Source organism: Amaricoccus tamworthensis (assembly GCF_049800875.1).
Taxonomy (GTDB): domain Bacteria; phylum Pseudomonadota; class Alphaproteobacteria; order Rhodobacterales; family Rhodobacteraceae; genus Amaricoccus; species Amaricoccus tamworthensis.
In genome coordinates this window covers 5,001-19,351 of sequence record NZ_JBNAFV010000002.1, presented here as the reverse complement: position 1 = coordinate 19,351, position 14,351 = coordinate 5,001, and the positions used below count along the sequence as shown (strand labels likewise).

The 14,351-nt window shown below is 59.8% G+C and carries 7 protein-coding genes, 1 tRNA gene and 2 rRNA genes (1 of these 10 only partly in view); 5 read left to right on the top strand and 5 right to left on the bottom strand.

The genetic code is table 11. The features are described 5' to 3' along the window. Nucleotides 1-49 precede the first annotated feature (49 nt). Nucleotides 50-1,000, bottom strand: a complete 951-nt coding sequence (gene phnD / locus ACP15P_RS04455; protein WP_424927307.1) for a phosphate/phosphite/phosphonate ABC transporter substrate-binding protein — start codon at nt 998-1,000, stop codon at nt 50-52. A 126-nt stretch (nt 1,001-1,126) separates the two neighbouring features. Beyond that, entirely contained in the window at nt 1,127-2,032 is a 906-nt protein-coding gene (locus ACP15P_RS04450; protein WP_424927306.1) for a LysR family transcriptional regulator, read from the bottom strand. Nucleotides 2,033-2,223: 191 nt separating this feature from the next. On the opposite strand from ACP15P_RS04450, the gene ACP15P_RS04445 reads away from it, so the two are divergent. The 5 genes from ACP15P_RS04445 (at nt 2,224) to ACP15P_RS04425 (ending at nt 12,556) form a co-directional block, all read left to right on the top strand. Continuing rightward, a complete protein-coding gene (locus tag ACP15P_RS04445) occupies nt 2,224-3,888 on the top strand; it encodes a GMC family oxidoreductase (RefSeq protein ID WP_424927305.1) in 1,665 nt (554 codons plus the stop codon). A 24-nt stretch (nt 3,889-3,912) separates the two neighbouring features. Beyond that, entirely contained in the window at nt 3,913-6,423 is a 2,511-nt protein-coding gene (locus tag ACP15P_RS04440; protein ID WP_424927304.1) for a CoA transferase, read from the top strand. A gap of 157 nt (nt 6,424-6,580) precedes the next feature. Further along, the gene (locus tag ACP15P_RS04435; protein ID WP_424927303.1) at nt 6,581-8,227 is read left to right on the top strand and encodes a BCCT family transporter; all 1,647 of its coding nucleotides are present in this window, start codon (nt 6,581-6,583) and stop codon (nt 8,225-8,227) included. Between the two features lie 140 nt (nt 8,228-8,367). Beyond that, a complete protein-coding gene (locus tag ACP15P_RS04430; RefSeq protein ID WP_424927302.1) occupies nt 8,368-9,687 on the top strand; it encodes a FecR domain-containing protein in 1,320 nt (439 codons plus the stop codon). A 112-nt stretch (nt 9,688-9,799) separates the two neighbouring features. Then, a complete protein-coding gene (locus ACP15P_RS04425; protein ID WP_424927301.1) occupies nt 9,800-12,556 on the top strand; it encodes an EAL domain-containing protein in 2,757 nt (918 codons plus the stop codon). A gap of 128 nt (nt 12,557-12,684) precedes the next feature. Here the strand turns inward: ACP15P_RS04425 and ACP15P_RS04420 are convergent. The 3 genes from ACP15P_RS04420 to ACP15P_RS04410 all read right to left on the bottom strand — a co-directional run. Beyond that, nucleotides 12,685-12,761: transfer RNA gene (locus ACP15P_RS04420), tRNA-Met, on the bottom strand. A 119-nt stretch (nt 12,762-12,880) separates the two neighbouring features. Beyond that, a 5S ribosomal RNA gene (gene rrf, locus ACP15P_RS04415) occupies nt 12,881-12,995 on the bottom strand. Nucleotides 12,996-13,145: 150 nt separating this feature from the next. Continuing rightward, nucleotides 13,146-14,351: ribosomal RNA gene (locus ACP15P_RS04410) — 23S ribosomal RNA — on the bottom strand; it runs 1,635 nt beyond the window's last position.

Sequence of the window (14,351 nt, the reverse complement as noted above, 5' to 3'; positions counted from 1 at the left end):
AAACGCGGGCAGCCGTGGCCGCCCGCACCCTTACCTTTCCGGTATCAGATTACTGGCATTCGTAGACAACACCATTGGCGTCGTCGATGGTCCGGATCACGGCCCAGTCATCCTTGAACGAGATCTCGATGAACTGGTCCTCGCCATTCCGGCCGAACTCCTCGGCGAGCTTTGTGCCTTCCCACTCATAGGTGAAGAAAGCCTCGCGGATTTTGTCCTGGAGTTCCGGTGTCAGGTTATGGACCGTGCCGTAACCAGTCGTTGGGAAGGTCTGGGACTGGTAGACCGTCACCACCTGATCCTCGGTGATGACCTCGCGGTCGATCATGCGGGCCTTGACCGAGTTGGCGATTGATGCGGCCGCGTAGTCCTTGTTGGCCACGCCGAGAATCGAGCTGTCATGGGCGCCCGAGAAGGCCGGCGTAAAGTCAGTGTCGGCGACCATTTCAAACTCGGCTTTCAGGATCGCGGATGGCGCCTTGAACCCGGAGTTGGACGTCTCGGAGGTGAAGGCAAGTTCCTTGCCCTTGATGTCCTCAACCGCCTCAATGCCGGAGCCGGGATAGGTGATGATCTCCATCTCATAGCCATAGGAGCCGTCCTCGGCTGCCATCATGGCAAAAGGCCTGAAGCCGGCGCAGGCCACGGCGATCGGGTTTGAGCCGGTGTTGAAACCGGCCACATGCAGACGGCCGGCGCGCATCGCCTCGATCTGGGCGGCGTTGGACTGGACCGGGAAGAACTGCACGTTTTTGCCGGTCAGCTCAGCCATGTGATCGAGGAACCCCTGCCAGACCTCAGCGTACACGGCCGGATCCTCAACCGGGGTATAGGCAAAGATCAGAGTATCGGGATCGATCTGTTCCGACGCGTCCTCCGGGATATCGGCGACCAGATCGCCGTCATTGTCCACGTAACGGTCGTCCAGTGCGAATTCGGCCTGTGCCGGGACGGCGACGGCCAGGGCGGCGAGCGCGGTCAGATATGCAGGTGTTTTCATGGTTCTCCCCTAAATGCTGTAAGTCCAGTCTTTTGAGGTAGCATCAATGCATAACGGACAAATGACAACCATTTCCAGCATGTGGGCGACTTTTGTGAACCGGCGGCACTGAAGCGTGGGGTGAGTTTACCAGACGCGATCAAGTTGTTCGAAGAGTGCGCCGATGACGGGGTTCTCCCGCCGCTCCTCAAGGCTGAGCATGACGAGGCAGGCGGGAACCTTGAGATGGTCGCTCATGGCGAGGCCGAACGACTGGCGCTGATGGAGGGCAATGGATTCGCGACAGAGGCTTAATCCGACGCCGGAGCGGACCATTTCGAGCATGGAGGCTTCCTGATCGACGAGAGCCACCGTGCGCTGGGTGCAGTTGTGTTCCGCGAAAATCCGGGAAAGCAGACGGTTGTGGACCGAGGCTTCCGGCGTGCCGATCCACGGAAGTTGCGCAAGATCAGACCAGTCGGCCCCGGCGAGCCTGGCCTGCCATCCCGATGGTGCAATGACGCGGTAGATGAAATCAGCGAGTTTTTTGACACAGAGAGGTTGATCCGCGGGAATGGCGTCTATGCTTTCCGGGCCAGTGAGGTAAAAGCCCGCGTCGATGCGACGGCGTTTCAGCCGGTCGAGGATGTTGCCGCTGACGCCGTGGACAAGCTCGGCGCTGATGTTCGGGTGGGCGGCACCCAGCGCGCTCAGAAGGCGTCCAAGACGGATGAACTCCGGATCCACAATGGTGCCGATCCGGACGATGCCTGAGACCTGACCAAGCTGTCGGCTGGCGCTGCGGCGGAATTCGGTCATTGCAGCCAGAACCTCTTCTGCCTTTGGCAGCATGGCGGCGCCGTCGGGTGTCAGGTCCAGCCCGCGCGGAGTTCGTCTGAACAGGGTTATGCCGGTATCCTCGCTTAGACGCCGCAACTGATGGGTGACTGCGGGTTGCGTCAGGTTGAGCACCTCGGCGGCGCGGGAGACGGAGCCTTCCCGCGCGACGGTGACAAATGCGAGGATGCTGTTCACGGTTGAAAATCGCTGCATATTAAAAATTCTAATATCACAACGAGAAATTTGTCATTAGCAATGTGGATGACGTCTCTCTAAACCAGCCTGAAATGCTGCGGCGGGAGGCGCCGACGCGACCTGAACCAACAGATCGCCAAAGGCGGTGTCGGGGCGCGACAGGTTTCACCTCCCAAACACGCAGGACCAGGACAATGGGGGGTGCCGTCATGGCCGACAGTACAACGGAATTTGACTTCATCGTCATCGGTGGCGGCTCCGCGGGCTGTCTTTTGGCCAATCGGTTGAGCGCTAACCCGAGTAATCGCGTGTTGCTCCTGGAGGCAGGCAAGCGGGACAGTTATCCGTGGATTCATATTCCTGTTGGCTATCTCTACTGCATCGGCAATCCCCGTACCGACTGGATGTACAACACCGAGGCCGACAAGGGTTTGAACGGGCGGGTTCTGCGCTATCCGCGCGGTAAAACGCTGGGTGGCTGTTCGTCGATCAATGGCATGATCTACATGCGCGGGCAGAAGCGGGACTACGACAACTGGGCGCATCTGACCGGCGAGGACGCGTGGAGCTGGGACGGCTCACTTGAGGATTTCAAGGCGCATGAGGACCACTATCGCCTCGACGATGGTGCGGACCCGAAGACCGGAGACAATGCCAGGTTTTCCGACATGCATGGCCATGGAGGCGAATGGCGTGTGGAAAAACAGCGGCTGCGCTGGGATGTGCTGGACAGTTTTGCCGATGCCGCGACCGAGGCCGGGATCGAAAAAACGGATGATTTCAACAGCGGCGACAATGCCGGTGTAGGCTATTTCGACGTAAACCAGAGGTCGGGCTGGCGCTGGAACACATCGAAGGCGTTTTTGCGTCCGGTGAAGTCTCGGCGGAACCTGACGGTCTGGACCGAGGCGCTGGTTGAAAAGCTGACCTTTGATCGCGATGCGGATGGGGCCCTGAAGTGTTCCGGAGCCCGGGTTCATCGCGGGGATCAGGTTGTCGATGTCATCGCACGCCGCGAGACGCTGCTGTCGGCCGGGGCGATCAATTCGCCGCAGATTTTGCAGCTTTCGGGCATCGGACCAGCGGACGTGCTAAAGTCCCATGGGATTGAGGTGCTGCGCGATGCTCCGGTGGGGGAGAACCTTCAGGATCACCTGCAGATCCGCGCGGTCTACAAGGTGGCCGGGACGCGCACACTCAACACCCTGGCGGGCAATCTCCTCGGTAAAGCCATGATCGGTGTGGAGTACCTGTTCAGGCGCTCCGGCCCGATGAGCATGTCGCCCAGTCAGCTTGGCGCTTTTACCCGTTCGGATCCGGGGCGCAGCCACGCCAACCTCGAATACCATGTACAGCCATTGAGCCTCGACGCCTTCGGTGAACCCCTGCATGCCTTTCCCGCCATGACGGTCAGCGTTTGCAACCTCAACCCGAGCAGTCGTGGAACGGTACGCATCCGCTCGGCCAATTTTCGTGACGCGCCGATGATGGCACCCAATTACCTCGACACGGATGACGACCGGAAGGTCGCGGCAGACAGTCTGCGCCAGGTGCGGGAGATCATGTCGAAGCCTGCGATGGAGAAATATGAGCCTGAGGAATTCAAGCCCGGTGTGCAGTATCAGAGCGACGGAGATCTGGCCAAACTGGCAGGCGATATTGCAAACACGATTTTTCATCCGGTCGGAACGGTAAAAATGGGTCGGGATGATGATGACAGTGCCGTCCTCGACCCGCACCTGCGGATGAAGGGCGTGTCCGGCCTGCGGGTCGTGGATGCCAGCATCATGCCTGAAATCACCAGCGGGAACACCAATTCCCCGACGCTGATGATCGCGGAGAAAGCGGCCCGCTGGGTTCTGGCGGGTCAGTAACGGCGCATCAGCCTGGGAGGAACAATGCGTACTTCGTTTTCCAGTCTGCCCCTGACGGGGGTGAAAGTGGTCGATTTCGGCCAGTATATCGCGGGCCCGGCCGTTGCGATGCTGCTGGGTGATCTGGGTGCGACCGTCGTGCATGTCGATCCGCCGGACGGGCCGATGTGGGACAGCCCGGCCAATGCGGCGCTGATGCGCAACAAGGTGATCGTGAACCTCGACCTGACGTCCACCGACGGTCTGGAGAAAGCGCGGGCCCTGTGCGCGGAGGCCGACATCATTGTCGAGAATTTCCGGCCCGGGAAACTGGCGGCACTGGGTATCGATTTCGCGGCGATGCGGGAAGAGCGCCCCGAACTCATCACGATATCGATCCCTGGATTTGCCTCGAACGACCTGGAGCGTCGGGAACAGCGGGCTTTCGAAAGCGTGGTGGCCGCGAGTTCCGGGGTTTTTACCGATATGGGGCTTAACCGGGTTCTGATGGGGTTGAACCCGTCATTCTCGCCCCTGCCCCTGTCATCGGCCTATGCCTCGCAGATTGCGGCATCGGCGTCGGTGCTGGCGTTGCAGTCCCGGCAGGTGACGGGGTTGGGCGACCAAATCGAGGTGCCACTGGCGGCGGCGGTGATGGAGGGGCTGTGCTACAACTCCATTAAGGTCTCGGACATGCCCGGCCGCTATCTGACGCAACGGGAAATTGAGATCGAGCGGCGTCGCGTTGAGGGCCTGCCGATGAATGTGTCATACGAGGAGCTTCAGGAACTGCTCGACCCGTTCTTCCGCAGCTACATGTGCAAGGACGGGCGCATGTTCTACGTCGTCTGCCCCAGCCACAAATACCACGCGCGACGCTGCCTTGAGGTTCTGGGGCTTTATGAGGAGATGATCGCGGAGGGGCTGCAGGAAGAGGACGACACCTACAAACCGCAGTCGGAATGGGTTTCAGACACCTCTCTTGGCGTCTACCCGATGCCGAAGGAATGGGCCGACAAGATTGCGGCGCGGATGAAAGAGGTGTTCATGACGCGCACCTCTCACGAGTGGAAACGCATGTTCGGACGCGCGGGGATACCCGGTGCGCCGCAGCGCTGGCTTCAGGAGTGGATCAACGACGAATATGCCGAGACCTCCGGTCTGATGATCGATGTGTGGGACCCGGAATACGGTGAGATGATCCAGCCCGGCCCGGTCGTCTGGATGGAGGAAAGTGGTGAGGAGGCGCTGAACCCGGAACCGCGGCGCTGGGTCGAGTTCGATGAGGCGCTGAAAATCCTGCGCAAGCTGCGCACCGAAATTCCCGACCCGGAGGACGGTATCGCCCAGGAAGGGTGGCTGTCGGGGGTGCGTGTTCTGGACATGTGCAACGTCATCGCCGGGCCGCACGCGGCGAGTTACCTTGCGCGTTTTGGGGCCGAGGTGATCAAGATCGACCCGGCACAGCCGCTTTATGACAGCTGGAACACCGTGATCTATGGACTCAGCCAGGGTCGCGGCAAAAAGTCCATTCTGGCGGATGTGAAATCGGAGCACGGGCGAAAGGTCTTTGAGGACCTTGTTAAATCCGTTGACGTGATTTTTTGGAACGCACCGGACAGCCAGATCAAACGCATGGGCCTGGACGCGGAGAGCCTGCGCAAGCTGAACCCGGAGGCGATTTTCTGCAAGCTGGACTGTTTCAGCGGAGTGCGGCGCGGCACCCGGACCGATTACATCGGGTATGACGATCTGGTTCAGGCAACGACGGGCATCATGCTTCGGTTTGGCGGCGCGATGGACCGGCCGGAAGAGCACGCCCATGTGGGTACGATCGACGTCATGTGCGGATTTGGCGGGGCGCTGGCGGTGGCGGCGGCGCTCTATCAGAAGCACCGCTTTGGCAGGATCGGGCGCGGGCGCACGTCGCTGTCGGCCAACAGCGGCCTGCTGCAGATCCCGTTTGCCTATGACTACCGGGGGCGCGGACTTTTTGACGAACCGTCCGGTCCGGAAGTGAACGGGTATGATCCGTTAAGCCGCTTTTACAGCACGGCTTCGGGCATCTACATCCTCCTGAGCGCCTATGAGACGGACCTGCCGCGGTTCCGCAATGTCGAGGATCTTGGCGATTTGCCCGACCTTCCGGAGGAGGAGCGTGCGGCCTACCTGGCCGGAGCGTTTCAGATGCATCCGGCCACGGAATGGATTGAGCGTCTGAGGGCGGCGGATATCGGATGCGCGATCTGCAACAACATTGATGCGCTACGTTCGGAAAACCTGCGTGAACCGGACGGAACGCCTGGGACCGACCGGGGAAGCTATTCCTTCTCGCACTATGCGGATCATCCGAGCGGACATGAGGTCACGCAGCTCGACCCCTATGCGGTGCGCCCTTCGCGCGGGAAGGTGTTTGCGCTGCAGCCCACCGAAAAATTTGGCGCGTCAACGCGGGATATCCTGCGTGATCTTGGCTACTCGGACGCGGCCATTGAGACGATGCTGAAATCCGGTCAGCTCAGCGAAAGCTGGAGCGCGGAATACCTGCCGAGCTGACGGCAGCCCGGGCCAGCCCCGCACGGGGCTGCCCCCAATTACTGCGGCAATTTCGATACGCCGCTTCCATGGAACGATCTGGACCGCCCACGCCGGGCAATTGCGCTCGGCGAATGAAGTCGGCTGTCCGGACGGTTCCCAACAAAACGGAGGACACATGCCTGACAAACCACCCCTTATGAATTTACATATTCCGACGGCCGATGAGGGCTTTTATTCCGGCTTTGCGCGGAGTGTGGCCATCCCGTCGAAAATTCTGGTGAGCGCTCTGATCGTCTGGGCCATCACGGTGCCGGAAAATGCCGCGGCGGTGCTCAATGCGCTGAACGGCGCCATGCTCAACAGCTTCGCCAGCTGGTATATCTGGGTTGTGGCGATATTCCTGATCCTGTGCGTCGGTCTGGCGCTGGTGCCGACAACCGGACGGCTCAAGCTCGGTCTGCCCGATGACCGCCCGGAGTTTTCGCGGTTTTCGTGGTTTTCCATGATGTTCGGCGCCGGTATCGGCATTGGCATGCTCACGTTCGCCACAGCCGAGCCCATGTATCATTTCGCCAACAACCCCAATGTTATTATGGGCGAGACGACCGCATCGGGTGCGGACAACGTAACCGCGGCCTATGTCTGGTCCTTCCTGCACTGGGGCTTTTCGGCCTGGGCCTGTTATGCCCTGGTTGGTCTGTCGCTCGCCTATTTCTCCTATCGGCGCAATCTTCCCCTGACGGTGCGGTCGGCGCTGACGCCATTGTTTGGCGCTCGGCTTTCCGGTGTTGGGGGTCACGTTGTCGACGTGGTCGCCGTGGTTGCGACGATCCTGGGCGTGGCGCAGACCCTGGGGTTTGGCGTCGAGCAGTTCGTAGCGGGTCTCAACCGGGTTGGGTTTGGCGACTGGATCGTTCTGGCGGATGGCAAACCGAGTGCGGCGGGGATCGTTGTGGCACTGATCGTCATTCTGGGCGCATCTACGCTGTCTGCGCTCTCGGGCGTTGGCAAGGGGATCAAGTGGCTGTCGAACCTCAATATGGGTTTGAGTTTCTTCCTGCTCGCGTTCTTCGTGCTGTTTGGGTCAACGTTCTTTGGCCTTGGAGCGCTGTTTGACGGACTGATCGCATATATCACTGAACTTCCGCGACTGCTGTTCACGGTCTGGCATCCGGATGGCAGCGAAACCGGTGATGCACTTGCGTCATGGCAGGGCGGCTGGTCGGTTTTCTACTGGGCCTGGTGGATTGCGTTTGCGCCGTTTGTCGGCGTGTTCCTCGCCCGCATTTCCCGGGGGCGCAGCATTCGGGAATATGTTCTCGGCGCCATAATCGTCCCCTCGCTGATGTGTTTTGTCTGGTTCACCCTGGTCGGCGGGACCGCCATCGACATGACACTGAACGGCGGGGCCGGAGACGCGATTTCCGGGGCGGGACAGGAGAGTCAGCTCTTCGTCATGCTGGATTTGATGCTCGGCAGCGGCCTGGCCTGGGCTATGGCAGCGATCGTAGTGGTTCTGTTGCTGACCTACCTCGTCACCACCGCTGACTCCGCCATTCTGATCGTCAACACGATCAACGCGGCGGGAGAGGAAAGTCCGAAAGGCCGGGCTCACATCATCTTCTGGGGTGTGGCGCTCAGCCTGGTGGTTGGTGGCCTGCTCCTCGTGGGCGGTTTGGATGCGATCAGAACCGCAATGGTGATCGGGGCACTGCCGTTCAGCCTCGTCATGTTCCTCATGTGCACAGCGCTGACCAAAGCCGTCATCAAGGACGCGATCCGCGAGCGTCGCGGCGTGCAGAACCTCCACGTTCGCGCCTGACGCCATCGAGGCGCGGGGCGGATCAGTTCCGCCCCGGCCATGCGGTATTCGGCCTCCAAACAGTACCGGTTCCGACTGCATTTAACCGTACGTTATGAAGTCACGTGTGAGAAGTCTCCCTCAACTCCGGAGATTCTGACATGCGCGTACTGATTCACCTTCTGTTCCTGACAGTTTTGATTTTTGCAGGTGATGCGAAGGCATCGTCGGGTTGGACGGTGGACCGGGCCGGCGGTGACGTATTTTTCGCACCTGATGGAAAAACCTGGAGTGAGGTTGCTACCGGGCAGGAGATTCCGAATGCCAGCTGGATTCAGACCGGGCGCCGGGGGCGCGTTATCCTGCGTCGCGATGAGGAACGCATTCTGATCCATCCGGGCAGCCTGACGGCGATTGCCACCTGGCAGAACGAAGGGTCAAACACAAAGGTTGTTCACCGCAAGGGCTCTGTGGTTCTGGACCTCGAGGTCCGGGACCGGCGCCACGCCGAGGTGGAAACCCCGCATATGGCAGCGGTTGTGAAAGGCACGGTGTTCGAGGTGTCAGTCAACCGGAAGGGATCCTCGGTGCGCGTGGACCGGGGCCAGGTCAACGTGCGCAATTCCGGGTCCTCCAGGGAAACCAGCGTAACGCCGGGACAGATGGCCATGGTATCGGCGTCCGGTGAGGCGGCCGTGACGGTTGTGGCGGCACCGCAGCCGGCGGAAACGATTGAGAGCGTCAGCGAGGAACTCGATCCCGCCAAATCAAAAAAAACCTCACGATCTTCTTCGCGCCGGAGTGCGGCGGCGTCCGGGAACGGCGGCAGCAATGACAGTGATGGACCTGAAATCCTAGCCGCAGCCGCCGCATCAGCAGCTGCAACGAAATCCGGCAGGGGATCGGATTCAGAAGCCGGGAATTCCAAAAAGAAAAAGAAGAAGAAGAAAAACAGGAACAAAAACAACGGAAACACCGGAAACGGAAACACCAGCGGCGGCAACGATGATGGCGACAGCAACTCCGGGAACAACGGAAACGGGAACGGCAATAACGGGAACGGAAACGGCGGCAGCAACAGTGATGACGACGATGACGACTCCGGGAACAACGGGAATGGAAACAACGGGAACACCGGAAACGGGAACGGCAATAACGGGAACGGAAACGGAAACGGCGGCAGCAACAGTGATGACGACGATGACGTCTCCGCGAACAACGGAAACGGAAACAACGGGAACACCGGAAACGGGAACGGCAATAACGGCAACGGGAACGGGAACGGCGGCAGCAACAATGATGACGACGATGACGGCTCCGGGAACAACGGGAACGGAAACAACGGGAACACCGGAAACGGCAAGGGCAATAACGGGAACGGGAAAGGAAACGGCGGCAGCAACAATGATGACGATGACGATGATGACGATGATGACGATGATGACGATGATGACGATGATGACGATGATGACGATGATTGATTTGGCCGCATAATCAGGGTTCGACAAGCGGATCCCTGAGTTAAAACCCACGGGATCCGTTTGGACGGCCTGACCGGAACGAAACCCGGCGGAGGCAGGCACACTGGCAGTTTTGACCCGAATTGGTGCCGTTGCGGTGATCACCCTGATCGCCGCTTTTGCGTCCCTGACAGGTGTCCTGCGGCCGCTCGACACCGCAATAGCGGATTTCCGAATGCGACTGTCACCGGTGGAGGTCACCGGTGACACGGTATTTGTGGCAATCGATGACAAAAGCCTGAAACGGATCGGGATCTGGCCGTGGCCCCGCCGGATTCATGCCGACCTGCTGGACCGAATTTCCGAAGCGGGCCCGCGCGACGTATTTTTTGACATCGATTTTGCGTTTGCAAGCAATCCCGCTGATGACGCGGCCTTCGAGGCGGCGCTCGACCGGGCCGGAGGCAGTACATATCTCGCCGCGTTTGCGCAAGATGCCACCGCCCGCCCGGACGAGGATGCGGAGCTGAGCCACAACCTGCCCTACTCCGCCTTCGAGGCACTCAGCTGGCCGGTCTCGGTGAACGTGCCGGCAAACGCGGACGGCATGGTCAGGCACTACTATTTCAGTGGAGAGATCGACGGCATGGACATGCCGTCCGCCGCTTCTTTCCTGTCCGGAGTGTTCGGGCCGGAAAACGGGCTGTTCCGGATCAATTTCGCGCTCCAGCCCGCCAGCATCCCGTTTTACTCCGTGGCGGATGTTCTGGACGGCACCGTTCCGGCATCCGCATTTGAGGGTAAATCGGTTGTCATAGGTGCCCACGCGGTTGAGTTACGCGACAATTTCGCCGTGCCCGTGCATGGCATTGTTCCAGGTCCGCTGATCCATATTCTGGCGAGCGAAACCCTCTCGCGGCAGATCATTCCGCAACCCACAACCGGTTGGTTCGGCATTCTCCTGCTCACCGCGGCCATCGGCCTTTTCGAGATCAGGCGGCGCGGGTTCGGCCACTGGAAGCTGATGACACAGTCCGTGGTCCTCATCGGCGCCGTTGAGGTCACCGGGCTGTGGCTGTTCCGGTCCCAGGCTGTTTTGCTGTCGACGGGCGTGCTCTACCCTGGGCTGCTGATCTACGGGCTTTGGCGTCTGGCAAAGGCCCTTGATGTCAGCAACTGGCTGATACGCTACACCCGTGCGGAGATCGGCAACACGCGGCGCCTGCTCGAGCAGGTCTTCAATGACAGCTCCGACATGATTTTGGTGCTGGATCATACCGGTGCCATTCTCAGCAGCAGCGCCAGCGCAAAGCAGCTGATCTCCGAGCGTGGCGACGGTTCGCAAACCATCCCCAGGGAGCTCGAGCAGGCTGCCCTCGCCGCAATTGAGGCGCTGGCGCGGGGGAGTTGGGAACCCTCCGGGTTTCAGGAAACCCATCACGGCCGGCATGTTTTTCAGTATTCGGTCACACCGTCCGAACTCGAGGTCGCGGACCGGCGCCAAAACGGCAGCGATGGGCCGAGACGGATTGCAACCATCTCCGCGAGGGATGTTACGGCCCTGCGGGAAAAGGAAAAGCAGCTCATCTATCTCTCCACCCATGACGGGCGTACCGGCGCACTGCGCCGCCACGAATTTCTGGACCGGTTGCAGAAGCACATGGATGCGGGCAACGACGTCTCGGTATTTGCCCTCAACCTGCACCGCTTTAAGACCATCAACATGACCTATGGCCGGGATGTCGGGAACCTCGTGCTCAAGGAGGCCGTGAAACGGTTGAGCCGTACCGGCAATGGATTGTCGGATGTCGTACGCCTAGAAGGTGACGGGTTCGCGGTTTATTCCGTGAACACGGAGGACGCTGCGGCCTCCGTAGAAACCGCAAAGCGCATCCGGGATATCATTGCCGCGCCCTACGTGTTAGGAACCACGAGCGCCAGGGTTGGCGCGCGGATCGGTTATGCGGATCACAAAGCCGGATCCAAAGTTTTGGCCACCGATCTGCTCGACTACGCCGAGGAAGCCCTGGACCAGGCGCAACAGCTTGGCGGCACCCGCATCCACGCCCATGAGCCGGATAAAATCGAACGAAAACAGCGCGCCCGGGCAATCGAACGGGCCATGTGGACGGCTATCGAGGATGAGGAGTTTAACCTCGTCTACCAGCCCCAGTTCGATATGAGGGACGGGCGTCTGATCGGCGTGGAGGCCCTGCTGCGCTGGACCAATCCCGAACTTGGCCAGGTTTTTCCCGACGAGTTCATCGAAATTGCGGAATCAAACGGCTCGATCGCCGAAATCGGCCGCTGGGTGCTTGGTCGGGCCGCCCGGGATGCAATGCAGATGCCCCCCGATGTGAGCGTCGCGGTCAACGTATCCGGTTTGCAGATGCTCGACAGCGATCTGGTCGGAGACGTTCAGTCCACCCTTCGCACCAGCAGTTTGCCTGCGCACAGGTTATGGCTGGAACTCACCGAGTCGGTGTTCACGTCCCCATCTGATTCGGTCGTGGAAACCATGCGCGACGTCGAAACCCTGGGCGTGTCCTGGGCCCTGGACGATTTCGGAACGGGGTATTCGTCCATGGCCTATCTGTCCAAACTCCCTCTGCGGAAACTCAAACTGGACAAATGTTTCGTCCAGGCCCTCGGGACCGACGACACGGATGCCCTCGCAATCGTCCGCTCGGTCCGCGCCTTATGCAGTGGACTTGGGATCGAACTGCTTTGCGAAGGCGTGGAGACGGAAGAGCACGTCAAAATTCTCCTTCAGGAGAACTGTTTTGAGGCTCAGGGGTATTTTTATGGCAGGCCACAATCTCTGAAGGATCTGCTGGCAAACCATGTCGCCGGGGGCACTGAAGCGAGTGCCGCGCGTTCGGGTCTGTGATTTTGATCCGTAGGGGTTGTCCTCGCCGAACCATTGAATTTTGTGCCCAAGCGATCCTGATGGATTACTTGCGTTTTCGGATGCTGGAATCGAAAAGACCTGCGCGATGCACAGGTCTTCGCTAACAGTGGTTGCGGGGACAGGATTTGAACCTGTGACCTTCAGGTTATGAGCCTGACGAGCTACCGGGCTGCTCCACCCCGCGACGCTTTTGCAGAGTTGCAGTTTTGTGCTGCGTGACGGGGAAGGTTTCCCCGTATCGGCTTCTGCGTGCCGTCTGGTATTTGATTGAGACCGTAAGAGAGCGTTTGGTGTGTCTGACAGGTTTGGCGGTGACCTACTCTCCCACGTCTTAAGACGCAGTACCATCGGCGCTGTGGCGCTTAACGGCCGAGTTCGGGATGGGATCGGGTGTTTCGCTCACGCTAAAGCCACCAAACCGGCAAGACACACCGGCTGCCACCGGAGCACAGCGTGATGCTGCGCAACGGGGAAGCCGTTCTACACGATGACTGTCTTTCCATGTTTTACTGGTGTGTTGGGTCTGACTTTCGACCATGTGGGAGGGTGTTCCTCTCTTCCACTGGATCGTATCAAGCCTGTCGGGCGATTAGTACCGGTCAACTGAATGCATTGCTGCACTTACATCTCCGGCCTATCGACGTGGTGGTCTTCCACGGCCCTCAAGGGAGACCTTGTTTTGAGGGGGGCTTCCCGCTTAGATGCCTTCAGCGGTTATCCTGTCCGCACTTAGCTACCCTGCACTGCCGTTGGCACGACAACAGGTCCACCAGTGGTGCGTTCACCCCGGTCCTCTCGTACTAGGGGCAACTCCTCTCAAGTCTCCTACACCCACGGCAGATAGGGACCGAACTGTCTCACGACGTTCTAAACCCAGCTCACGTACCACTTTAAACGGCGAACAGCCGTACCCTTGGGACCTTCTCCAGCCCCAGGATGTGATGAGCCGACATCGAGGTGCCAAACACTGCCGTCGATATGGACTCTTGGGCAGTATCAGCCTGTTATCCCCGGCGTACCTTTTATCCGTTGAGCGATGGCCCTTCCACTCGGGACCACCGGATCACTATGACCGACTTTCGTCTCTGCTCGACTTGTCAGTCTCGCAGTCAGGCGGGCTTATGCCATTGCACTCGACGACCGATTTCCGACCGGTCTGAGCCCACCATCGCGCGCCTCCGTTACTGTTTGGGAGGCGACCGCCCCAGTCAAACTACCCGCCACACAGGGTCCCGGAACCGGATAACGGTCCGCGGTTAGACATCAGATGAGCGAAGGGTGGTATCTCAAGGATGGCTCCCCGGGAACTGGCGTCCCCGGTTCAAAGCCTACCACCTATCCTGCACATCGCTGACCTGATGCCAGTGTGAAGCTGTAGTAAAGGTGCACGGGGTCTTTCCGTCTGACCGCGGGAACCCCGCATCTTCACGGGGAATTCAATTTCGCTGAGTCTGCATTGGAGACAGCGGGGAAGTCGTTACGCCATTCGTGCAGGTCGGAACTTACCCGACAAGGAATTTCGCTACCTTAGGACCGTTATAGTTACGGCCGCCGTTTACCGGGGCTTCAATTCAAGGCTTGCACCTCTCCTTTTAACCTTCCGGCACCGGGCAGGCGTCAGTCCCTATACGTCGTCTTGCGACTTCGCAGAGACCTGTGTTTTTAGTAAACAGTCGCCACCCCCTGGTCTGTGCCCCCCGCCCGTGGTTGCCCACGAACGGGGCCTCCTTCTCCCGAAGTTACGGAGGCATTTTGCCGAGTTCCTTCAATGCAG